The sequence below is a fragment of the Demequina sp. B12 genome (genome assembly GCF_028823635.1).
In the GTDB taxonomy this organism is placed as follows: Bacteria; Actinomycetota; Actinomycetes; order Actinomycetales; family Demequinaceae; genus Demequina.
In genome coordinates, this window is the sequence record NZ_JAPEHU010000001.1 from 531,509 (window position 1) to 553,582 (window position 22,074).

Below are 22,074 nucleotides of genomic sequence, written 5' to 3' on the forward strand. Positions count from 1 at the left end.
TTACACGTCCGTGCGGTGGAAGTTCAGGTAGCTCTTGGACGCCGTGGGGCCGCGCTGGCCGCGGTAGCGGGAGCCGTAGCGGTCAGAACCGTAGGGGTGCTCGGCGGATGAGGACAGCCGGAAGAAGCACAACTGGCCGATCTTCATTCCGGGCCACAGGTTGATGGGCAGTGTCGCCATGTTCGACAGCTCGAGTGTGACGTTGCCTTCGAATCCGGGGTCGATGAAGCCCGCGGTCGAGTGGGTCAGCAGTCCCAGGCGCCCGAGTGACGACTTGCCTTCGAGGCGGGCTGCGATGTCGTCGGGAAGGGTCACGGATTCGTAGGTGGAGCCCAGGACGAACTCGCCGGGGTGCAACACAAAGGGTCCGTCGCCTTCGACCTCAACGAGCCGGGTGAGTTCGGACTGCTCCGCTGACGGGTCGATGGCCGCGTACTTGTGGTTGTCGAAGACGCGGAAGAACTTGTCGAGCCGGACGTCGATGGAGGACGGCTGGATCATGGTGGCGTCGTAGGGCGACAGTGCCACGCGGCCATCGGTGATTTCGGCTCGGATATCGCGGTCGGAGAGCAACATAATCGCATCCTAGCCGGGTGGTTCGCGTGGGAGACCGCATGTGGTGGGGGAGGGGGCCGATGCGCGGGCTGAGTTGTGGCGGACAGCGTGCTCCGGATTGACGCTCTACAGTAGTTGCCCATGAAGGTCATCAGCGTGGTGGGCGCCCGCCCCCAGTTCGTCAAGCTTGCACCGGTCGCTCAGGCGCTTTCCGCCGCAGGGATTGACCACGTCATTGTCCACACAGGTCAGCACTATGACGCGGATATGTCGGACGTGTTCTTTGAGGGGCTGTCCATCCCTGCGCCCGATGTTCACCTGGGCGTGGGTTCGGGGTCTCACGGTGCACAGACGGGTGCAATGCTGGCAGCGCTGGAGCCCGTGTTCTTGGAGCACAACCCGGACTGGGTGTTGGTGTACGGCGACACGAACTCGACGCTTGCAGCAGCACTTGCCGCGGTGAAGATCCATATCCCGGTCGCTCACCTCGAGGCAGGGCTGCGCAGCTTCAACAAGCGCATGCCAGAGGAACACAACCGTGTGATGACCGATCACTGCGCGGACCTGTTGCTCGCTCCCACTGACGTGGCTCAGGGCCATCTTGCGAACGAGGGGCTTGCTGGGATCACCCGAGTCGTCGGAGACGTGATGGTGGACGTTTGCTTCACTGTCCGTGACGCAGTCCTTGCCGCCGGCGGTGGCACCAGTGAGTCGCCCTATCTTCTGTCAACGATCCACCGGGCAGAAAACACCGACGACCCGGACCGTTTGCGCGCGATCATCGATGCGCTGGCATCGGCACCGCTGCCCGTACGCCTGCTGGCGCACCCCCGCCTACGAGCAAAGGCTGAGCAGTTCGGAATCGAGCTAGCGCAGGGTTCCATCGAACTTCACAGCCCTGTGCCGTACGCGGAGATGGTTGCCTCGGTGCTGGGTTCCGCGGGCGTGGTGACGGACTCTGGTGGTCTCCAGAAGGAGGCCTACCTGCTTGACCGTCCGTGCACCACGTTGCGCACGGAGACGGAGTGGGTGGAGACGCTGCACGACGGCTGGAACGTCCTAGTAGCGGATCCTGCCGATCTTGCAGAGGCGCTCAAGCGCGACCGTCCGACCGCTGCACGCAAGGCTCCCTACGGTGACGGGCACGCTGCGGAAGCTGTGGCGTCCGCACTGATCTTGGGTTAGGCGCTGTCAGCGATCTGTCCGATCAAGTATGTGGCGCGCGCAGGAGATGTGACATACGGCGTCGTGGGTGTACGTCGCGACGCGAGCCATGCAGTGGGGACTGCAGCCACCTGATCGACGTAAACAAGGTCAGCTGTTGCGAGTAGTTGCCGCGCGGGCTTGTTCCTCGCCAAGCCCCACCACATTCTCAACCGTTTGGTGCGGTTTGCGAGCGGCATGATCACGCGGCGTGAGACTCTGTCGCGTCTCTGAACTCTGACGACGGCCCGCGTGTCGAGCACGTAGGGAACCGGATCTGTCGGGCGCCACTTCGAGAGTTGGCCAAGCGTGATGATCGACACCTGGGTCGCACCAACGCCACGAAACTGGTCAACATAGCTCTGCATGGCGGAAGACCGTCTAAGCTCTTGCGCGCTGAGGATAACGACGTGAGTCACGGTGTGACCTCCTGGGTGAGGGAGCCGATGCGTGGCGTGAGCTGTGCGTCGCGGCGCAGCTTCTCACCTGCGGCGTGGGCCCGGGCGTAGTCGGCGGTGGTGGCGGAGTGGAGCAGCTTCACGGTGTCGCCCAGGGTGGTGGCGATCGCTTCTGGCGTGACGTCGGGTACTGCTGTCCAGAGCGGGTAGTCGCGGAGCACGTTGGAGGAGTCGTTGGTGGGGGCGTGGACGGACACGATGGGTTTGCCTGTGGCCACGTATTCGAACACTTTGCCGGAGGTGACGTACCGGCCTTCGCCGAGCGCCAGGACCAGGGCGTCTTGGCGCGCGTAGAACTCGGCGACTTGGCCTTTGTGTACTTGGCCGATGAACGTGACACCGGCGTCGCGAGCGTCGTCGAGCAGGGTGGCGAGGTCGCCGCGTGGGGTGGCGAAGTAGCCTAGGTATCCGCCCACCTCCAGGGTCGATGCCGCGGGGATGTGGCCTTGTGCCTTGGCGAGTGTCCAGCCCTTCATGAGCGGTTCGAGGGGGACTTTGGGGGTGATGGTGCCCAGGTAGCCAAACCGCGGCGCGTCAGGATTGGCGACGGGAAGCGCAACGTTGCGTTCTCCGAAGAGCGCGGGGTCCCAGCCGTTCATGACGACCTGCATTTTGTCTGCGGCGAAGGGGTACTCCTTGCGGTGCCACTCACGGATGGCGTCGTTGACGAACCACACCTCGTGTGCGGCCTGCAGGTACTTCTTTTCTAGCCGTCCCACGCGTGACTTCTCGGGGAAGAGGTAGCCGCCGTCGAACACGTCGAGTCGCCAGCCGTCGCGGTAGTCCATCACGAAGGGCACGCCTGCCTTCTTGTGTAGGTGGTAGGCGCCTTGAAAGTCGACGTTGGGGTTGGCGGTGGCGACCACCAGATCTGCGGGGTCACGGTCGTGGATGCGCTCGAGTGCGTCTTCGAGGGCGCCGCGCCATTGTCCGTAGTTGCTTTCGGGGAAAGCGAGACCGTCTAGCCGCGATCGGATGCGATTGTAGGTTTTACCGAAGGTTAGTCCTTGCACTAGAGGCATCCGAGAAAGATCTGTCTCACGAGCAGCCCACGTGAAGGGCACGCGTTCGACGGTGACGCGGGGGTCGACGGCGTCGTTCATGGAGGTGTCGACGCCGACGTACCGTGCGTAGGCATCGCTTTCGGCCGCGACAACGGTCACTTTCCAACCCGCCCCTGCGAACGCGTTCGCAGTAGCGACGGCGCGGTAGACCCCGCCTGTACGGGCAGGGGCGAAGCCCCACGCGATGTAGATGAGGTGAGGTGTTGAAGCGGTCACGGTTGCTCATTGTTCCACGGTGGTGCAATCACGCCAATTTCGAAACGTTACGAGAAACAGTCGCAACGTTTCGATTTCCTCGCTAGCATGGGTCGCGATCACCCTCAATGGAAGGCTCTCCAATGAAGTACGGCCACTTCGACGACGCAGCGCGCGAGTACGTCATCACGACGCCCCACACTCCCTACCCCTGGATCAACTACCTGGGGACGCAGGAGTTCTTCTCGCTCGTGTCGCACACCGGTGGTGGCTACGCCTTCTACCGCGACGCGAAACTCCGTCGCCTCACCCGCTACCGCTACAACAACACCCCCGTTGACGACGGCGGCCGTATCTTCACCATCAACGATGGCGGCGATGTCTGGAGCCCCTCGTACCGCCCCTACAAGACGGAACTGGACCACTTCGAAACCCGCCACGGCCTGGGCTACACCCAGATCACCGGCACACGCAACGGACTCGAAGCATCGGTCCTCATGTTTGTGCCCGTGGACACCAATGCGGAGATTCACCACGTCACCCTGACCAACACCACGGACGCGGCCAAGCAGGTGTCGCTGTTCTCCTTCGTGGAGTTCTGCCTCTGGAACGCGGAAGACGACCAAACCAACTACCAGCGCAACCTGTCCATCGGCGAGGTCCAGGTGGACGGCAGTGCGATCTATCACCTCACCGAGTACCGCGAGCGCCGCAACCACTACGCCGCCTATGGCGTCAACGCCCCGGTGGCGGGCTTCGACACCGACCGCGACACCTTCTTGGGGCTGGGCAACGGCTTCCACGAAGCGGCCGTCCCTCACGCCGGCGTCAGCGGAAACTCGGTGGCGTCCGGGTGGTATCCCATTGGCTCCCACCATCTGAGCGTGGAGCTCGCTCCCGGAGAGTCCAAGCGCTACGTGTTCACATTGGGCTACTTGGAGAACGATCCGGAGGACAAGTGGGAGGCGCCCGGTGTCGCGAACACGGCAGGCGCCCGCGCACTGTTGGAACGCTTTGCGACGTCCGATGCTGCCGATGCGGAGTTCTCCCGGCTCCAGGAGTACTGGGACGACCTCCTGGGGTCCTACACGGTGTCCTCTCCAGACGACCGTCTGGACCGTTCCGTCAACATCTGGAACCAGTACCAGTGCATGGTGACGTACAACATGTCCCGCTCGGCGTCCTACTTTGAGACCGGGATGGGGCGTGGCATGGGCTTCCGGGACTCGTCTCAGGACCTGCTGGGATTTGTGCACTTGGTGCCGGAGCGGGCCCGCGAACGCATCCTCGACATTGCGGCCACGCAGTTCCCCGACGGCAGCGCGTACCACCAGTACCAGCCGCTTACCAAGCGCGGAAACCATGCCCTGGGCTCAGGTTTCAACGACGACCCGCTATGGCTGATCTTGGGTGTTGCGGCGTACATCAAGGAGACCGGCGACGAGGCAATCCTCGATGAGATGGTGCCGTTCGACAACGACGACACTCAAGCCGACACCCTCATGGAGCACCTGCGCCGTTCCTTCAACCACCCGCTCGACAAGGCCGGTCCGCATGGCTTGCCGCTGATTGGCCGCGCGGACTGGAATGACTGCCTCAACCTCAACTGCTTCTCCACGGAACCAGGGGAGTCGTTCCAGACCACCGGCAACCGTACGGGCGGTGTGGCCGAATCGATCATGATTGCCGCGATGTTCTGCGCGATCGGTCCCGAGTATGCGGAGCTGGCACGCCGTAGGGGAGACACGGCTGAAGCGGAACGCGCCGATGCCGCCGTCGCCCAGATGCGTGAGGTCACCGCGGAGCACGGCTGGGACGGGCAATGGTTCCTGCGTGCCTACGACTACTTTGGTGACAAGGTGGGCTCGGCGCAGAACGCCGAGGGCCAGATCTGGATCGAACCTCAAGGCTGGGCCGTCATGGGTGGCGTGGGGCTCGATGACGGCAAAGCCGTGGCCGCCCTGGACTCGGTCCACGAACGCCTCAACACTGATCACGGCATCGTCCTGCTGAACCCCGCCTACACGGAGTATCACGTCGAGCTGGGAGAGGTCACCAGCTACCCGCCCGGCTACAAGGAGAACGCGGGAATCTTCTGCCACAACAACCCATGGATCATCATTGGTGAAGCGCTCCTGGGCCGCTCCGAGCAGGCCTGGCAGTACTGGAAGCAGATCGCTCCGGCCTACCGCGAGGAGCAGTCTGAGGTTCACCGGCTGGAGCCGTATGTGTACGCGCAGATGATCGCCGGCAAGGATGCGGTGCGTCACGGTGAAGCGAAGAACTCGTGGCTCACCGGAACAGCCTCGTGGAACTTTGTGGCTGTCTCGCAGTACCTGCTTGGTGTGCGGCCGGGCTACGACGGCTTGATTGTGGAGCCGCGCATCGGCGCCGACATCGGTGTGTACACCGTCACCCGCGTGATCCGGGGTGCCACGTACGTGATCACCGTCACGAACTCGGGTGGGGCCGATGCCGTGGTCACCGTGGACGGAGAGACGATCGCGGGCACGGTGGTGCCGTACGCCCCGGCTGGGTCGACGGTGCAAGTGGAAGTCACGGTCTAACCCCGCCCCATCTTCTTTCCCGTCAAATGGCTCCATTTGGTGGTTTTAGTTAACTGAAACAGGAAGATGGCTCCAATTGACGGGAAAGAAGGGGCGTGACCCCGGGCCCCGGGGCGCTGGGGTTACGGGGCTTCGGTGGGCGTGGGCGTGGGCGTGGCCGTGGCGCGGGTGCGGCGACGCTTGCGCACGATCACGACCACGACCGTGCCCAGAATGGCCAGCACTCCAAGCCACGGCAGCAGCACGCCGGTCACGACCAGGCTTCCGGACACGAAGGCCACGAGCGACTCCCATCCTGACTGGAGGCCGCCCCAGAAGGAGTCGGGGTTGTCGTCGACGGGGACGGCGGGCTCGGTGGTCAGCGACAGTTCCAGAGTGGACATCGACACCTGGTCGTCGAGTCCACGCTGGCGTGCTTCCAGGCTTTCGAGTTCGGAGCGGCGGCTGTCTAGCTCGTTTTCGAGGGCGATGATGTCCTCGATCTTTTCGGCCTGGTCCAGGAGCCCCTGAATCCGTTCGGTGGAGGCGCGCAGCGTGGAGATTTGGGCTTCCAGGTCCGTCACTTCGACGGTGACGTCGCGGGCGCTGGTGTTGAGTTCGTCGACCGTTCCCAACTCGCGCAGGTCGTCGATCACTGTGTCGAGCGCATCGGCCGGGATGCGCAGTGTCAGCCAGGCGGCGCCGCCGTCGTAGTCGCTGGGAGCGGTTTCGCTGCGGCCGTCGATCCGCCCGCCGGCGCCGGTCACGATCGATGCGGCACGTGCGGTGGCTTCTGTGGGGTTGTCGACGGTCATGAACATGGACCCGGTCACGATGACGGAACGGTCGCCGCCAGTTTCTTGGGTGGTCCGGTCTGCGGAGTACGTCGTGGCCTCGTCCACCACGCCTTCGACGGCCATGTCTTCCATGGCGGCGGAGGGGTCGTACATGCGGGAGTCCGCAGACTCACCTGCGGAGTCACCGCTGGAGGAGCATGCGGCGAGCAGCCATGCCGCGACAAGGATGGCCGCCACGAGAGCAACCCAACGGAGGTACGGCGTTGACGTACCGGTGTGCGTGTCCATGGCGTGCGTACCAATGGAGTGCCTGCTCGTGGCCTGCTTGCGAGTGCTCATACAAGTGAGACGGCCTGTGCGCGCAAAACGTTGGGTGCCTGGGTGGACCGCCGCCGTGCCGTACTCATGCCCGGTGGCGCCTCTTTCGCCTGGAAGTGGCCCTTTTGTGTGGACGTGCGTAAGATGCTCCGAATTACCTCCTGCCAGGTGGGCTGGGGTACGAACAGAAGGACCGATGCCCCATGGCCACGGACGTGGTGTGGATGACTGCCGCCGCGCACGAGCGTTTGCTCGCCGAGCAGGCAACCCTGGAGATCGACGGACGAGAGCTGACGGCCACGGAACGTGCGCGGCTTGCGGAGCTGCGCGACTTGTTGGCCAAGGCGCAGGTGTCGACCATGCCGGATGACGGTTTGGTGGAGCCAGGGATGCGGGTCACGGTCCGTTTTGATGACAACGGTGACACCACCGAGTTCGTCTTGGGTGACCGCGCCATGCTGGCGTTGGATCCCACGATTGACCTGCCTGTGTACTCGCCCACGTCTCCGTTGGGCGCTGCTATCAATGGCCTGTTCCCGGGTGACCAGGCCACCATTGACGCTCCCCGCGGTCCCCGCACCCTGACCATCGTTCAGGCGCACCCCGTCACCTGATCCCCGCACATCTGCCGGGATCGCATCCCGGCACCACCGCCTGGGACACGGAACCGGCCTTCTTTGGAAGAGGTTCCTCCGTATGTCCGCATTGCATTCCAAGCTTGTTCCCGTCTTTGACGAGGTCGTGAAGCGCAACCCCGCTGAGGCGGAGTTTCATCAGGCTGTGCGTGAGGTGTTCGAGACCCTCAGCCCGGTGGTGGTGAAGCATCCGGAGTATGCCGATGCGCAGGTGCTGCAGCGTCTGTGTGAGCCGGAGCGGCAGATCATTTTCCGGGTGCCGTGGGTGGACGATGCTGGGCGCGTCCAGGTCAATCGTGGTTTCCGGGTCGAGTACTCCTCAGTTCTGGGTCCGTACAAGGGTGGGTTGCGTTTCCATCCGAGCGTGTACTTGGGGATTGTGAAGTTCTTGGGGTTTGAGCAGATTTTCAAGAACTCGTTGACGGGGATGCCGTTGGGTGGCGGCAAGGGCGGTTCTGACTTTGATCCCAAGGGCCGTAGTGATGGCGAGGTGATGCGGTTTTGTCAGTCGTTCATGACGGAGCTGCACCGGCATGTGGGTGAGTACACCGATGTGCCTGCGGGGGACACGGGCGTGGGTGCACGTGAGTTGGGCTACCTGTTTGGCCAGTACAAGCGTTTGACGAACCGTTACGAGTCGGGGGTGTTGACGGGTAAGGGTTTGACGTGGGGCGGGTCTCAGGTGCGCACGGAGGCGACGGGCTTTGGTGCCGTCTACTTTGTGCAGAGCATGTTGGCGACAGCCGGCCGTGATGTGGACGGTCAGCGGGTGGTGGTGTCGGGCTCGGGCAATGTGGCGATTCATGCCGCGCAGAAGGCGCAGGAGTTGGGGGCGGTGGTGGTGGCGTGTTCTGACTCCGGCGGCTATGTCGTGGATGAGGCGGGCTTGGACATTGACCTGTTGAAGGACGTGAAGTTGGCGCGGCGTGGCCGCGTTGCTGACTATGCCCGTGAGCGGGGTGCGCGCTTTGTTGAGGGCGGCTCGGTGTGGGAGGTGCCGTGTGACGTGGCGATTCCTTGTGCGACGCAGAACGAGGTGGGTTCCCGTGAAGCCGCTCACTTGATTGGTGGGGGAGTGAAGGTGGTCGCTGAGGGCGCGAACATGCCGTGTACGCCCGATGCTGTGCGGATGTTCCGTGAGGCGGGTGTGGCCTTTGCGCCGGGCAAGGCGGCGAATGCGGGCGGGGTGGTGACGAGCTCGTTGGAGATGCAGCAGAACGCGTCGCGGGATTCGTGGACGTTTGCGCATACCGATGAGCGTCTGCGGGCCACGATGACGGAGATTCATGACCGGTGTGTGACGACGGCGGATGACTATGACGCGCCCGGTGACTATGTGGCGGGGGCGAATATTGCTGGGTTTACCAGGGTTGCTGATGCGATGTTGGCGTTTGGGGTGATCTGAGCGAACTGTCTCCCCAACATCGGCCCCTGTTCACTGTGAGCATAATTTGAGGTGGTGTGCATCCAAACCGCATCTCCCGCCAGAAGTGGTCAGTAACGAGGTCGCACCCCGGCGGCCACGTGACCACCAGAGGTAAGGAGAGCATGATGCGCACTTCGATCTTCGCCGGCGCTGCAGCCGGCACCCTGCTCGCAGCAGGACTTGCTGGACCCGCCTTCGCCGTCGAGGACGGGATGGCAGAACTGTCCGTCCTCCACGGCATTCCGGACACTCCCGTCGACGTCTACGTCAACGGTGAGAACACCATCGACGACTTCCAGCCCGGTGACCTTGCCGGACCCTTGGACCTGGAGCCCGGCACCTACACCGTGGCGCTGACCGCCACGGACGCTGCCGACGACTCCGACCCCGTGCTGGGCCCCATCGACCTCACCCTTGAGGCCGACATGAGCTACACCGCAGTCGCCCACCTGGACGCCGACGGTGCTGCCACCGCCAACCTGTTCACCAACGACATCTCTGAGACCGCTGCTGGTGAGGGCCGCCTGACGGTGCGTCACACGGCTGCTGCTCCCGCGGTGGACGTGTGGGCCGACGGCAACGTCCTGTTCGAGAACCTTGCCAACCCGGACGAGGTCATGGGTGATGTCCCCGCCGCTACCTATGAAGCAGCCGTGTCACTGACGGGTGAGACGGACCCCGTGCTGGGGCCCACAGATGTTGAGGTTGCCGATGGTGTGAACACCATCGTCTACGCGTGGGGTTCGGCCGCTGACGACACTCTTGCTGTCGCTGTTCAGACCGTTGATGTTCACGCCGCTGCTCCGATGGGCGTGGAGGCCGGTCAGTACGGCTACGCAGATGAGGGCTCTATCCCGATGGCCGTCACCATCGGCGGTGTCCTCGCGATGCTGGGCCTTGCCGGCCTGGGCGTCCGTCTGTCGCGTCGCTAACCCACACCAGGGGAGGGTGCGTTCCCCGGCGCACCCTCCCCGCTCCTTTTCCGCTTGGCACTCACCATAAGGAGGGACGATGCTTCGGTCACCAGGAACACCAGCAGTGGTGGCGATGGTTGTTGCGGTCGCTCTGGCGGGGTGTGCTGCGGGAGGTCAGGAGGCCGATGCCCCGGCCGCGGCGACCTCCAGTGCCAGCCCCCTTCCCGCAGTGAGCGCAGGGACGCTCGCTGGAGAAGGGACAGCTGGAGAGGCGACGTCACAAGCGTTCGGCGACATCCCCATCCAGTCCTCGGACCCGCAGGACCAACCCCAGGCCGCACCGGTCGATGAGCCAGCATCCGTGACCGTGCCGTCTTTGGACATTGCGATGACGGTGGACGCTGTGGGGGTTGAACGCGACGGAACCATGGAGATCCCCCAGGATGCTGACGTGGCGGGCTGGTACAAGTTCGGGCCCGCTCCGCTCGAACCTGGCAACACGGTCATGGCAGCCCATGTGGACGACCCCGACGGGCTCGGTCCGTTTGGCAGGCTCCCGCAGATCGCGGTAGGTGCCGGCGTTACGGTGACCACGGCATCGGGCCTCACCATCACGTATGAAGTGACCGAGGTGGAGCAAACCGACAAGCGCGACGTTGACCTCGCTGCCGTGTTCGCAAACTCCGGCGATTCTCAGGTAGTGCTCGTCACCTGTGGAGGCCGCTGGGATGCGGGCCGTGGCCACTACGACGACAACGTCATCGTCACTGCCGTCCGCACCGGCACTGATGGTGCATCTGCGGGTGAGGATGCCGTACCGTGAGCGTGACAACGGTTCGGCGCCCCACGCCGGCCCCCACCCCGGAAGGCTCGTTGATGGAGTTGCCCTCGTCCACGGCAGGCGGAGCCGCGCTGGCACACGCCTTTGCTGCAGGGGATGACTCCGCACTTGAGGAGCTTTATCGGGATGTGTCATCCCTGGTGTACACGCTCGCAGTCCGGGCACTCGGCTCCGCTGCCGACGCAGAAGACGTCACCCAACAGACCTTCGTCTCCGCCTGGAAAGCACGCGAAACCTTCGACCCCGATCGCGGCGATCTCCGCGGCTGGACCGTGGGAATCGCCAAGCGTCGCATCGCCGATGCGCTCGCCGCTCGCGCCCGCGAGGCACGCCGCGCACAAGCCGCCCAAGAACACGTCCCCACCGTGGGTGCCGACCACGTCGACGCAGTGCTGCTGGCCTGCGAGGTTGAAGCGCTCGGCGACCCGCGGAACCGGATCGTGGCGCTCGCCTACTTTGAAGGCGCCACACATCAACAAATCGCCACCCGGCTCGACATGCCGCTCGGTACTGTCAAGAGTCACCTACGCCGCAGTCTGACCGAACTACGCCACCGATGGGAGGTGTCCGATGTCGCATCTTGATGATGATGCGCTTGCCGCGATCGTGCTCGGTGACGGCACCGACGCTGACGTGGCTCACGCCACCTCATGCCCGCAATGCGCGGAGGCGCTCGCGGACTTTGAACGAGTCACGGGCTCGCTGTCTGCGCTGGGGGCCGATGCTCCACGCGGCCCGCTTGAGGCACCGCCGGCTCACGTCTGGGACGCCATCGCGGCACAGACGGGTACAGCCCAGGCCGGGAACGCACAGACTGGTACAGTTCAGCCCGGCGCGGCGCCAGCAGGCGCGACAGATGAACTGGCAGCCCGGCGAGCTCAACGGAACACGTCGTGGTGGGCACTCACTGCCGCTGCCGCGGTGGGCGTGGTCGTGGGTGGGTTTGGAGTGTCCCTCGCTACAGGCCCCACGCAGGAAGCGTCGGAACTGGTCGCTAGTGCGCCGCTCGCGCAACTGCAAACCGAGTCCTCCGCCGGAACCGCTGATGTGGAAGTGCGGGAAGACGGCACCCGTGTCCTTGTGGTCGAAACCGACTATGAGGACCTCACGGACGCCTACCTGGAAGTGTGGCTGATCGACCAGAACATTGAAGGCATGGTCAGCCTGGGACACCTCACGGGGGAGCGCACGGAGTTTGTGCTGCCCGAGGGCTTCGACATCACGCTCTATCCGATCGTGGACATCTCGATCGAGCCCGTGGATGGAAACCCGGCGCACTCTGGCGACTCCGTCACGCGAGGGGTCTTGGACTTGTAGCCACTCGACTAGCATTCATCCATGCTTGGTCTTGCTGTCGTTACACCGTGGTTCGCGACTCCCGATGCCCCGTTCGCTGGCGCGTTCGTCGCGGAATGGACGCGTTCTTTGGGGCTCCCCCCCAATGAGGTTCTAATCGTTCACCTGCGGTCCGTGCCACTAGGCTCCCCGACTTCACCCGTGACTCGGGAGCATGAGCTGGCGAGAGTGCTGGAGATCCCTGTCGCTGTGTCCCCTGAATGGCATAGAGCGCGGATCGCGCGCCTTCATGCGGAGGCCCTTGCTAAGCACGCGCCTGACGAGTACTGGCATGCAAAGGTTGTCCATGCTCACGTCGGGTTACCAACCGGCTACGCCGTTGCGCAGAACAAGCCCCGCGGTGCCCGACTGATTTCGATCGAGCATGCCACGTTCATGCGCAAGAAGATTCGTGATGACGAAGGCCGTGCCGCGTATCGCACATTGTTGGAAGCGAGTGACCTCCTACTCTGCGCGGGAGACTCGGAGGCCCGTATCTTGCGTGCCGTTTTTCCCTCCGAGCGTACAAAGATCCGTGCGGTAGGGAATCCCATCGACACCACAGTGTTCGCGCCCAACGATGACCATAGCCGGAGGCCCTTGGATCGTTGGTTGTACGTTGGCTACTTCGTGCCGGTCAAGGGAGTAGACCGGCTGATCAACTTGTATTCGCAGTGGCGCGCCGCGAACGGGAGAAGCTTCGGGGAACTCGTGCTCGCCGGTATGGGTCCGCTGGAAGAGGAACTCCGCGGCATCGCTGCTTCAAGTCCCTACGCTGATGAGATCAAGTTCGTCGGGCCGCTTCAACGTGTTGCAGTGGCGCGTGCGATGCGGGAAGCTGACGTACTCGTGCACTTGTCACAACACGAGACCTTTGGCGTGACGGTGGTCGAGGCCGCGATAACGGGGTTACCTGTGATCTCGACGCGATGCGGTGGGCCGGAGGAGACCATGGCGGTCGCTGTCGAGTCCGGAGACGCGCTGCTACTTGCCCCTGAGGCGCAGCACGGTGACATCGATCGCATTCTAGATTTCGAGAGGAATCTTCCGGAGTCAATGGACTCTATGGTGCTGAATGGCCTTTGTGTCAAATATGGCGCCAGTAGTTTCGGCGAACAACTGTCACGCATGAGTTTCGGTCAGCCCGAAGGCGAGGGTGCCGGGAGCGTCGATCGCGTCGCAGTCGTAGGAACACGGCCAGGCGATGCAGAGAGGGGGTATGGTCTTGTTCGGCTCGCGCTTGACTCGGCCGGCTTCGGTACTTTGGCCGTGCGGTCCGCCCTGGCAGTCGGTGGTCCCGATGCCAGAATCGACATTGTCGATACGTCGCCAAAGTGGGCTCTTAGTCATCTGCGCAGTGTGCGCCAGTGGATGCGCTTGCTTGTGCATGGTCCGGTAGCGCGGATTCGGTTCTCGCATGCCCAGCGTCTTGCGGCGGATGATCGACGCGGAGGGCCAGAAGCTCGTCGGCGTAGGCGCGAGGCTGGGCGCAAGTTGGACTCCGTAAGGAACTCCTTTCAAGCACAAGTTTCTGTACATCGTGACTCCAGGGCACTAGGACCTCTCGCATGTTTGGCCCTTGCCATGAAGCTGGCTCGCAATGAGAGTCTGCGAAACGCAAGCCGGGTCACATGGGTCGTTCTCGACCGCCGGGCGAGGGCCGTTGTGGCAGTCGCGCTGGTGCTCTCGTTGAAGCGCCCGACGCTACTTCGACAGTCGGAGCGCACAGGGACTCCGGACCGGGGGCACGCCTTGGTAGAAGCGGTAGCGGGCCAGGTATCTCAGGCGGCCCTCGTGTTGACGAAGCGACCGGCGTCATGACTCGTCGATTTGCGGTCGTTACACCGTGGTTCGCGACTCCCGATGCCCCGTTCGCTGGCGCGTTCGTCAGTCAATGGACACGGTCGCTCCAGGCAGAGCCGTCCACCGTCACCGTCATCCACCTTCACGTGGTGGCACCCGGCACTGAGACCGCTCCCGAACGGCGCACTGAACCGTGGGGCACCGTGGTAAGGATTCCCATCGAGCTCGAACCGAACGCCCCCCGCATCGATGTTGCGCGTGCCCAAGCACAGGCGCTCACCGACCATGCACCACAGGAGTATTGGGATGCGGACGTGGTGCACGCCCACGTGGGTCTACCCACGGCGTGGGCTGTCACGCAGGTCCCCCCGCCGCATGCCCGCATCGTCACCATTGAGCACGCCTCCTACCTGACGACGTTGTTGAAACAGGACGACACTCGGCCCGCGTATGGGGAGCTGCTGGAGTCGAGCCTCATGCACCTCATGGCGGGTGAGCGTGAAGCGCGGATGGTCCGGGGATCGTTCCCGGAACAGCGCGACAAGATTGTCGCGGTTGGTAACCCCGTCGACGACGACTGTTTCTTCCCCCGCGAGAGCGCGCCCACGCACCTTCAGCACTGGTTGTACGCCGGCAACATCACGGAGGCCAAGGGTGTGGCGCGCGCCGTCACTCTGTACATCGCGTGGCGGGACCGGCATCCAGATCAGCCCGGCTCGTTCACCTTCGCAGGCCAGGGGTCGGCATCCGCTGAGGTGCGAGCCATCGCGGATGCCTCGCCGTGGGGACACGAGGTCCACTTGGTGGGATCCAAAACCGCCGCGGAGCTGGGCGACATGATGCGTCAGGCCGATGTCCTGGTCCACCTCAGCCACAAAGAGACCTTTGGGCTCACGGTGGTCGAGGCGGCGATGTGTGGCGCGGCCGTGGTGACGACGCGGTGCGGGGGGCCGCAAGACACCCTGGCGGAAGCCTTCGACGCGGGACAGGCGCTGCTGCTTCATGTGGACGCTAGGCCTGAGGACCTAGACCTGCTAGACGATTTCGCGGCACGGCTGCCTGACGCACGGTTTACCGCAGCGGACCACCTGCGAACCCGGTACGGCGCCCACGCGTTCGGTGACCATCTGCGTGAAGTGTCCGCAGGTGGCAACCCATTCACGGCACCCGTAGGCGCCCCCAAGGTGGGTGTGTTGGCAACATCCAGGCAGGGATTGAGACTCGCCCAACACCTCGCTGCCGTGGTGGTGGGGGCAGGGGCAGTGCCCGTGGTGGCGTCATCTCCTGCGCGGGAACTGAGCGTCCTGGACCCGCGCGCCATCGGTGTTGACCTGAGCGGTGTGGGTACCGCGCCAGGCGCGTTCCTCTATCTGCGGGTGCTGTACATCTGGCCGGTGCTGGTGGTGGGTATTCCTGCCCGATGGATTGCTGCGCGTCTAGGGCGCCTGGGCGGGTCCGTGGGAAAGTACGGGCGCTCGCTGCGCAAGGCCATTAGCCGCCGTATCGACGCCGCCCGTCAGAAGAAGCGGGCCGTGACGATGCAACCGCGAGGGATCGCCGGACCCTTTGGGAAGGTCGCGGCACCTGTGAGTGCAGCCATCCGTGCGGCTGATGACCGCTTGCTGCATGACGGCGCGCCATGGATTGTGTGTGACGGTCAAGCAAAGGCGCTCTTGTCAGCGCTGGAGAAAGAGTGCGAGTTCAGTTCGCAACGTGTCGATGCAAGCGCTGCGGGAATCGCGGAAGTAGTGGCGGACCACATTGCTCGCACCGCGCAGGTGCGCTGACTATTCCGTGAAGATTTGCTTATCCCTCGCCGAGGTGCGTCAAACGTTGCCGTGCGATTGAGTATTGTCGAACCAGCGTGAGGAAAGTGGGTGATTGAGCTGCGTCAGTCGACGGGCACAAGCCGGGCTGGTAGCAGTGCAGCCCAGCCGGATGTGAGCATCGTGACCTCCGGGCATGACATTGCGGACGCACGCTTGCACCGTCACGTAGCCGCGCTCACCGCGGCCGGCATGGCCGTCGAGGTCCTCGCTCTGGGAGACGCCGCAGACGCCCCCAGCGGATCCGTTCACACCGTGGTGAGTCCCCGCCCGCCGTTGTGGAAGCGACTTGCGCTTGCGCAACGGTATGCCCGTGACGCCCAAGGGCGGGTGTTGATCTCGCTGGACCCCGAAAGCGCGTACGCGTGTAGCCAGGTGGCCAAGCGAAGCGCACAGGTTTTTGTGGCCGATGTTCACGAGGACTATCAGGCCGTCCTACAAGACCGCTCCTGGTCACGCGGCTTGGTCAAGATTGGTGGCGCCGCCTTGGCCCGGATGGGGTCCACAGCCGCCCGGTCCGCAGACATCACGGTCGTGGCGGACTCGCACCTCATGCGTGACGTCACGGACCGCATCGTGGTGCGCAACGTGCCCGACGGAGTGGGAGCATCTCCGCGCGATGCCACTCCCCGCGCCGTCTATGTGGGCGACCTGCGCCGCACCCGTGGACTGTTCGACATGCTTGAGGTTCTTGAGCGGTGCCCCGACTGGACTCTCGATTTGGTGGGTCCCATCGCTCCGCACGACGTTGAGGAAGCCCATGCGAGGGCCGCCGCGCTGCGAGGCCGGGTCCGCATTCATGGCCGTATGCGGCCCGACGACTCGTGGGCTTTGGCGGATGGCGCGTGGGTAGGTTTCTGCATGCTCCACGACACCCCTGCCTTCCGGGAAGCGGCGCCGTCGAAGGTGTACGAGTACATGGCGCATGGCATCCCCGTGGTGGCGACCGATCTTCCGGTGCAGGCTCGCCTGGTCGAGGAATCCGGCGGGGGACAGGTGGTGTCCGGCGTAGATGAAGCTGTCCACATGCTGGAAGCGTGGCAAGCCGACCCCGACGGCCATGCGGATGTCGCTCACCGCGCCGCAGCGTGGGCCAGCGGTGCCGAACAGTACCTGCAGGGCAGTCGCAGGCTCGCAGTGGCGATCCAGGAACACTTGGGGAGGGACTGATGCGGGTCGCGGTGGTGACGCCGTGGTTCCCCAGCGCGGTCAGCCCCTACTCGGGAACGTTTGTCCGTGAATGGGTACGGGCGATGGTGCTCGACCCCGATCACGTGACTGTGGTTCATTGCCTTGACGTGCCCGCGAACGAGCACTTCCCCGTGGAACGCGAAACGTACGGCTGGGGAAACTTGATCCGTATCCCCGTGGCGCACGATCCGATGCTGTCACGGGCGGATACCGCGATCCGTCACCGTGAAGAGTTGCGAGCGCATGCCAGTGAAGCGCTCGACGCTGCCGATGTGATTCATGCGCACGTGGGGATGCCATCGGGAGTTGCGGTGGCGGCGCTCCTGCAGGACCGCCAGCGCCTGGTCACGATCGAACACGCGACCTACCTGCCCACATTGCTGGCACACCCTGTTGCGAACGCCGCATACCGGGACGTGGTGGACCGCACCACGGCACACCTCGTGGTCGGCGAAGACACTGCCCGCATGGTTCGCTTGGCGTTCCCGGAACTGCGCGACCGAGTGGTCACCGCCGGCAACCCCGTCGACGTCTCCGTGTTCGCCCCCGCCACTGGACCGAGTTCACTGGAAACGGAGCCGGAGGTCACCAAGAATCGGTGGCTGTTCGTGGGCAACTTCATTGAACGCAAGGGTGTGCTGACCTTGCTGGAGTCGTTCGCACTGGCCTGCCAGCGCCATCCCGACTCCGGCCTGACCTTGACCATGGTGGGTGGTGGCCCACTGGAGGAACGGCTGCGTGCGGCGGTCGCGGAGTATGGGCTTCAGCACCGGGTGGAGTTCGTGGGGCCGCGTAGTGGTGACGAAGTGGCGGCGCTGATGCGTAGCCACGGCACGCTGGTGCATCTGTCCCAGTTCGAGACCTTCGGCCTCACGGTGGTGGAAGCAATCGCGGCGGGATCACGAGTCATCGCGACCGCATGTGCGGGCCCGGAGGAAACGCTGCGTGGAGCTGTCGCCGCGAACCGTGCCGCCCTGGTGCCCTTGACTGCCACCGCCGCCGATGTTGTCGACGCCTGGACGTCCCTCGTGGCCCAACCAGGTGACGCTGCGGCTGCCCGCCAGAGCATCGTCGATGCTTACGGCGCCACCGGGTTCGGCGAACGACTCGTGCGAGTGTCGCGTGGTGAGGACTGGCATGTGGAGGGGCCGTCGCGCGCACGAATCCTGATCACCGCCGCCACCGGCGCGGGCGAACACGCAGTTCGGTACGCCGTTCCGGAACTCATCGGCCGTGACTGTGACGTCACCGTGGTCGTGGGCGGCAGGGCAGAGGAAGTCATGACAGACCCGCGCGCCACGGTCGTCAACGTGCAATCACAGGTGGGGGGCACGCTCACGGCACGGGCGGAGACGTGGTTCCTGGACGCGGCGCCCGCCTGGACGGTGGGCGTGACCGCCCGCACCTTCGCAGGGGTCGGCGCAGCCTTTCCCGCCGCACAACGGGTGTCGAGCGCAGCGCATCGGCTCGTCACCCGGTTCGGAAAAGGGTGGGAAAGGCGCCGCACTCCGCGGCGCGCACAGATGCGCGCACGGACACTCGCCAGTCCCGCACTACGCGACGGTGTGGTCGCCCATGTGTCACAAACCGTGCATGGACACGGCATCGACCTTGTGGTGTGGGCCGACCGCGACAACCGCGTCCTCGCGGAGCACCTGGGAGAGAAGATCAGCGCGCCCGTCATTGGCCTGAGCGACGTTGACCACTGGACGCCAGAGCACTAGTCGTCGAGCCCCCAGGCTTCTACGAGGCGTTCTGCAGTCTGGGTCCCGGTATGCCATCGTGCCGCAAACTCCCGGCCTCGCTCCGCAAGTTCACGCGCTTGTGAGCCATCCGCTTGCCACTGTGTGATCAACTCTGGGACCTGCGACGCTTCGCATGCCGCCACCGGAAGGTCCTCTCCCGTGAAGCGCTGTACCGCGTCCCGCAGGGGTGCGCCCGCCAAGCTCACCACGGCACGGCCCGCATGCATCGCCTCCACGGCCGCAACGCCATACAGGTGCAATCCGAACTGATCCGCGACCACATCGGCACCCTCCACTGCAGCAGGTACCTCGGCAGACGGCATCCGCGCGGCAAAGTTCCACGCCACATCCGGTGCCGCAGCAGCAGCGGCTCGCAACGGAGCAGAGTTCTTGATCCACGGATTGGACGGCAGGTGCAGCACCCGCAAAGGCGCCACCCATGGCGGGGCATCAAGTTCTCGCCATGGCGACTGCGGGACCACCACCGGGACCCACGTGCCGTGCGGGACATGCTCCGCTAGATCAGGCGTGGTGAAGAACTGCGGACCATCCCAAGCTGCGGCAATGTGCCCGTTGCGTTGAGCGCGCGCCTCCAGCGCACGAATATGGCCCTTCTTGTGCGCATCCCAGAACGGTGATGCTGGGTTGTGTTCGCGTTCCACTAAAGGGCGGCGGATGTCCGTGCCGTGCCACAGCATGGAGACGTTCACCCCGCGCTCACGCAACGCCTCCGCCTCGGCGAGCACCTCGAAGCCAAAGAGCCTGCCAAACAACGGCCTGCCGGACTCCAGCATCACGTGCGTGAAGTGGCGGCTCACATCGTCAAACACTTCACGCTGCCACGCCCGTGACAACCCTGCGCTTTCCCGTGGGGTCCGGTGCGTGGACGGAAAATCAAAACCTGCAGTCCCCGTATGAGTCCACGTCTGAGCAACAATGTCGGGGCGCGCGCTCGTCAGCGCACTAGCCCACGCATGCGCCTGCCCCGCGAAGTTCGCTGGCGCAATGAGTACCCGCACGGGAGCCTGCGCTGGGGCGGTGCCGCTCCATGGCGAGCGCGCATCGGCCGCCCGGCGGGCACTCGGGACCCACCGCATCGTCTCGATCCATGCGTGAGCCCGTGGCCCAGCGCTGTACTGTGCGGCGCGGATCGAGCCCTTGAGGTTCGCGAGGTTCACGGCCGCTGCGCGAACCGTTCCACTAGGTCACCGTCGCCACCAATGACCAGCAGGTCGTCGGCGTGAATAACCGTTTCCTTGGAGCCGTACTCGAAGTCCTCACCCGGGCTCATCACACCGATCACCTGGATGCCGTACTTCTCCCGCAAGTTCAGCTCACGCAACGTGAAGTTGTGCGTCTCCTTGGGTGGGCTCATCTTGACGATCGTGAAGCCCTCGTCGATCTCGATGTAGTCCAGCATGCGGCCACCCACCGAGTGCGCCACGCGGACACCGGCATCGGACTCGGGCAACACAATGTGGTGGGCACCAATACGGCGCAAGATGCGGGCGTGCTCATCGGAGATGGCCTTCGCCCAAATCTCCGGCATCCCAATGTCGACCAGGTTTCCGGTGATCAGCACGGACGCCTCAAGCGACGTTCCCACCCCCACGACGGCGGCGCTGAAGTCCTTGGCGCCCAACTGTTCAAGCGCACGGGGGTCCGCGGCATCGGCCTCCACCACGGGGATGCGCTTAGACCAGCGCTCCACGAGCGCAGGATCACGTTCGACGGCGAGAACCTCAACGTCCATAGCGTCCAAGTTGTCGGCAAGCGCGGAGCCAAACCGGCCCAGGCCTACGACCAGGACGCCCGATGCGGTGGAGTCGTTGCTAGCCAATGATCGGCCTTTCTGACGGGTAGCGGATAACGCGGCGCTGCTTGTTCAACGCTAGCGCGGCGGCGATGGTCATGGACCCCACACGGCCCACGTACATCAGGATGATGAGGGTGGTCTTCGCTTCGGTGGGCAGGTCTGCGGTGATACCGGTCGACAAACCACAGGTCGCGTATGCGGAAATCACTTCGTAGAGCGCGCGGTCCAACGGGATGTCCGTTTGTGCCATGAACACGCCTGTGCCGATGGTGACGATCGCGATACCGATCATGGTGATCGCGACCGCGCCACGCAGCACTTCAGTGCCGATGCGCTTGCCGAACGCTTCCATGTCGCGGCGGCCTCGAGCTTCTGCCCAAATGGCGAGCAGCAGTACGGCGACCGTGGTGACGCGGATTCCACCCGCGGTGGAGCCCGATCCTCCACCGATGAACATCAGGACGTCTTCCAACAGCCACGTCTGTTCGCGGGCCTGGCCAATGTCGAAGGACGCGAACCCTCCGGAGCGTTGGTTGATGGACTGGAAGAAGAGGTTACCGGCGGTGTCTGCTGCGCTGTGGTCGCCCAGGGTGTCGGGGTTGGACCATTCGAAGATGGCGAGCAGGCCGGCAGAGATCACGGCGAGCGCGCTCACCATCACGAGCGTCAGCTTGGTGTGGAGCGACCACCGCCGCGGGTGCCGCCAGTTGCGGATCAGGTTCAGGTAGACCGGATAGCCCAGGCCGCCAATGAACACACCCAGGCCGATGGGGATGAGGACCCAGAAGTCATGCGAGAACCCGTAGAGCCCGGCTGGGTCCGGGGTGAAGCCTGCGTTGTTGAACGCGGAGATGCCGTAGAACACGGAGTAGCCGATGGACTTCCAGAACCCGTAGTCCAACGTGATGAAGCGCGGGATGAGAATGGCGGCGATCACGAGCTCGACGCTGGTCGACACGATGAGCACGGTGCGCAGCAGCGAGCGCAGGTCGCCTAGCCCGGTGGCGCGTGCCTCGCCGGCGGCGAGCAGGCGCTGAGTGAGGCCCAATCGTCGGGACACTGCCAAGCCGATGAGCGAGGCGAGCGTCATTATCCCCAGGCCACCCACCTTGATGCCGGTGGCGATGATGGTGAGGCCAATGGGGGACCAGTAGGTGCCGGTATCGACGGTCACCAGGCCTGTCACGCAGACGGCCGATGTGGCGGTAAACAGCGCGTCGATGAACGGTGCTCGCTGCCCCGACGTGGTGGCAGCGGGCAGTGACAGCAGTGCGGTGAACAGCAGGATTACCAGTGCGAATGCCGCCAAAGCGAGTCGCGAAGGGGAGCGCAGGGCTACGTGGCCGAACCACTCACCCACGCGGGCGCGCACGTCGCGCAGCGTGTCCATGCGTCTCCTCACATGC

The 22,074-nt window shown here is 64.5% G+C and carries 19 protein-coding genes; 12 read left to right on the forward strand and 7 right to left on the reverse strand.

What is annotated here, in order from left to right:
• Positions 1–576: a dCTP deaminase gene (gene dcd / locus ON058_RS02615; RefSeq protein WP_274667471.1), complete on the reverse strand. Its 576-nt coding sequence runs from the start codon at positions 574–576 to the stop codon at positions 1–3.
• Positions 577–696: 120 nt separating this feature from the next.
• On the opposite strand from dcd, the gene wecB reads away from it, so the two are divergent.
• The gene (wecB, locus tag ON058_RS02620; protein ID WP_274667472.1) at positions 697–1,740 is read left to right on the forward strand and encodes a non-hydrolyzing UDP-N-acetylglucosamine 2-epimerase; all 1,044 of its coding nucleotides are present in this window, start codon (positions 697–699) and stop codon (positions 1,738–1,740) included.
• Here the strand turns inward: wecB and ON058_RS02625 are convergent.
• Positions 1,737–2,126, reverse strand: coding sequence for a hypothetical protein (locus ON058_RS02625; protein ID WP_274667473.1), 390 nt, complete (start codon positions 2,124–2,126; stop codon positions 1,737–1,739). The genes wecB and ON058_RS02625 overlap by 4 nt on opposite strands.
• Before the next feature lie 47 nt (positions 2,127–2,173).
• Complete coding sequence (locus ON058_RS02630; RefSeq protein ID WP_274667474.1) at positions 2,174–3,496, reverse strand: glycosyltransferase; 1,323 nt, start codon at positions 3,494–3,496, stop codon at positions 2,174–2,176.
• Between the two features lie 122 nt (positions 3,497–3,618).
• Here ON058_RS02630 and ON058_RS02635 point away from each other — a divergent pair, with 122 nt between their 5' ends.
• Positions 3,619–6,042 (forward strand): glycosyl transferase, encoded by a 2,424-nt coding sequence (locus ON058_RS02635; protein ID WP_274667475.1) that lies wholly within the window; start codon positions 3,619–3,621, stop codon positions 6,040–6,042.
• A 122-nt stretch (positions 6,043–6,164) separates the two neighbouring features.
• Here ON058_RS02635 and ON058_RS02640 read toward each other — a convergent pair whose 3' ends face one another.
• A complete protein-coding gene (locus ON058_RS02640) occupies positions 6,165–7,157 on the reverse strand; it encodes a DUF4349 domain-containing protein (protein WP_274667476.1) in 993 nt (330 codons plus the stop codon).
• Between the two features lie 182 nt (positions 7,158–7,339).
• Here ON058_RS02640 and ON058_RS02645 point away from each other — a divergent pair, with 182 nt between their 5' ends.
• The 10 genes from ON058_RS02645 to ON058_RS02685 all read left to right on the forward strand — a co-directional run bounded on the left by ON058_RS02645 (position 7,340) and on the right by ON058_RS02685 (position 18,831).
• Positions 7,340–7,750 (forward strand): GreA/GreB family elongation factor, encoded by a 411-nt coding sequence (locus tag ON058_RS02645; RefSeq protein WP_274667477.1) that lies wholly within the window; start codon positions 7,340–7,342, stop codon positions 7,748–7,750.
• 82 nt (positions 7,751–7,832) lie between these two features.
• The gene (gene gdhA / locus ON058_RS02650) at positions 7,833–9,176 is read left to right on the forward strand and encodes an NADP-specific glutamate dehydrogenase (protein ID WP_274667478.1); all 1,344 of its coding nucleotides are present in this window, start codon (positions 7,833–7,835) and stop codon (positions 9,174–9,176) included.
• A 146-nt stretch (positions 9,177–9,322) separates the two neighbouring features.
• Entirely contained in the window at positions 9,323–10,129 is an 807-nt protein-coding gene (locus ON058_RS02655; protein WP_274667831.1) for a DUF4397 domain-containing protein, read from the forward strand.
• Between the two features lie 79 nt (positions 10,130–10,208).
• Complete coding sequence (locus ON058_RS02660) at positions 10,209–10,934, forward strand: class F sortase (RefSeq protein ID WP_274667479.1); 726 nt, start codon at positions 10,209–10,211, stop codon at positions 10,932–10,934.
• Between the two features lie 2 nt (positions 10,935–10,936).
• Positions 10,937–11,536, forward strand: coding sequence for an RNA polymerase sigma factor (locus ON058_RS02665; protein ID WP_274667480.1), 600 nt, complete (start codon positions 10,937–10,939; stop codon positions 11,534–11,536).
• Positions 11,523–12,269 (forward strand): anti-sigma factor, encoded by a 747-nt coding sequence (locus ON058_RS02670; RefSeq protein ID WP_274667481.1) that lies wholly within the window; start codon positions 11,523–11,525, stop codon positions 12,267–12,269. The genes ON058_RS02665 and ON058_RS02670 overlap by 14 nt, the downstream gene beginning before the upstream one ends.
• A gap of 21 nt (positions 12,270–12,290) precedes the next feature.
• Entirely contained in the window at positions 12,291–14,108 is a 1,818-nt protein-coding gene (locus ON058_RS11135) for a glycosyltransferase (protein ID WP_369334896.1), read from the forward strand.
• A complete protein-coding gene (locus tag ON058_RS02675; RefSeq protein ID WP_274667482.1) occupies positions 14,105–15,877 on the forward strand; it encodes a glycosyltransferase family 4 protein in 1,773 nt (590 codons plus the stop codon). The genes ON058_RS11135 and ON058_RS02675 overlap by 4 nt, the downstream gene beginning before the upstream one ends.
• Positions 15,878–15,967: 90 nt before the next feature.
• Positions 15,968–17,086 carry a glycosyltransferase gene (locus ON058_RS02680; RefSeq protein ID WP_274667483.1) on the forward strand — a complete coding sequence of 373 codons (1,119 nt, stop codon included), beginning with the start codon at positions 15,968–15,970 and terminating at the stop codon, positions 17,084–17,086.
• Positions 17,086–18,831 carry a glycosyltransferase gene (locus tag ON058_RS02685; RefSeq protein WP_274667484.1) on the forward strand — a complete coding sequence of 582 codons (1,746 nt, stop codon included), beginning with the start codon at positions 17,086–17,088 and terminating at the stop codon, positions 18,829–18,831. The genes ON058_RS02680 and ON058_RS02685 overlap by 1 nt, the downstream gene beginning before the upstream one ends.
• On the opposite strand, the gene ON058_RS02690 is transcribed toward ON058_RS02685, so the two are convergent.
• From ON058_RS02690 to ON058_RS02700, 3 genes are read right to left on the reverse strand one after another with little or no spacing between them, the layout of a single operon-like run.
• Positions 18,828–20,030 carry a glycosyltransferase gene (locus ON058_RS02690; RefSeq protein ID WP_274667485.1) on the reverse strand — a complete coding sequence of 401 codons (1,203 nt, stop codon included), beginning with the start codon at positions 20,028–20,030 and terminating at the stop codon, positions 18,828–18,830. The genes ON058_RS02685 and ON058_RS02690 overlap by 4 nt on opposite strands.
• Positions 20,027–20,692: a TrkA family potassium uptake protein gene (locus tag ON058_RS02695; RefSeq protein ID WP_274667486.1), complete on the reverse strand. Its 666-nt coding sequence runs from the start codon at positions 20,690–20,692 to the stop codon at positions 20,027–20,029. Before ON058_RS02695 ends, ON058_RS02690 begins: the two co-directional genes overlap by 4 nt.
• Positions 20,685–22,058 carry a TrkH family potassium uptake protein gene (locus ON058_RS02700; protein ID WP_274667487.1) on the reverse strand — a complete coding sequence of 458 codons (1,374 nt, stop codon included), beginning with the start codon at positions 22,056–22,058 and terminating at the stop codon, positions 20,685–20,687. Before ON058_RS02700 ends, ON058_RS02695 begins: the two co-directional genes overlap by 8 nt.
• Positions 22,059–22,074: the final 16 nt, after the last annotated feature.

Bases quoted from the DNA above. Each gene is read 5' to 3' on its own strand.
- dcd (WP_274667471.1), bottom strand. From the start codon at position 576: ATGTTGCTCTCCGACCGCGATATCCGAGCCGAAATCACCGATGGCCGC.
- wecB (WP_274667472.1), top strand. From the start codon at position 697: ATGAAGGTCATCAGCGTGGTGGGCGCCCGCCCCCAGTTCGTCAAGCTT.
- ON058_RS02625 (WP_274667473.1), bottom strand. From the start codon at position 2,126: ATGCAGAGCTATGTTGACCAGTTTCGTGGCGTTGGTGCGACCCAGGTG.
- ON058_RS02635 (WP_274667475.1), top strand. From the start codon at position 3,619: ATGAAGTACGGCCACTTCGACGACGCAGCGCGCGAGTACGTCATCACG.
- ON058_RS02640 (WP_274667476.1), bottom strand. From the start codon at position 7,157: ATGAGCACTCGCAAGCAGGCCACGAGCAGGCACTCCATTGGTACGCAC.
- ON058_RS02645 (WP_274667477.1), top strand. From the start codon at position 7,340: ATGGCCACGGACGTGGTGTGGATGACTGCCGCCGCGCACGAGCGTTTG.
- gdhA (WP_274667478.1), top strand. From the start codon at position 7,833: ATGTCCGCATTGCATTCCAAGCTTGTTCCCGTCTTTGACGAGGTCGTG.
- ON058_RS02655 (WP_274667831.1), top strand. From the start codon at position 9,323: ATGCGCACTTCGATCTTCGCCGGCGCTGCAGCCGGCACCCTGCTCGCA.
- ON058_RS02660 (WP_274667479.1), top strand. From the start codon at position 10,209: ATGCTTCGGTCACCAGGAACACCAGCAGTGGTGGCGATGGTTGTTGCG.
- ON058_RS02670 (WP_274667481.1), top strand. From the start codon at position 11,523: ATGTCGCATCTTGATGATGATGCGCTTGCCGCGATCGTGCTCGGTGAC.
- ON058_RS11135 (WP_369334896.1), top strand. From the start codon at position 12,291: ATGCTTGGTCTTGCTGTCGTTACACCGTGGTTCGCGACTCCCGATGCC.
- ON058_RS02675 (WP_274667482.1), top strand. From the start codon at position 14,105: ATGACTCGTCGATTTGCGGTCGTTACACCGTGGTTCGCGACTCCCGAT.
- ON058_RS02685 (WP_274667484.1), top strand. From the start codon at position 17,086: ATGCGGGTCGCGGTGGTGACGCCGTGGTTCCCCAGCGCGGTCAGCCCC.
- ON058_RS02700 (WP_274667487.1), bottom strand. From the start codon at position 22,058: ATGGACACGCTGCGCGACGTGCGCGCCCGCGTGGGTGAGTGGTTCGGC.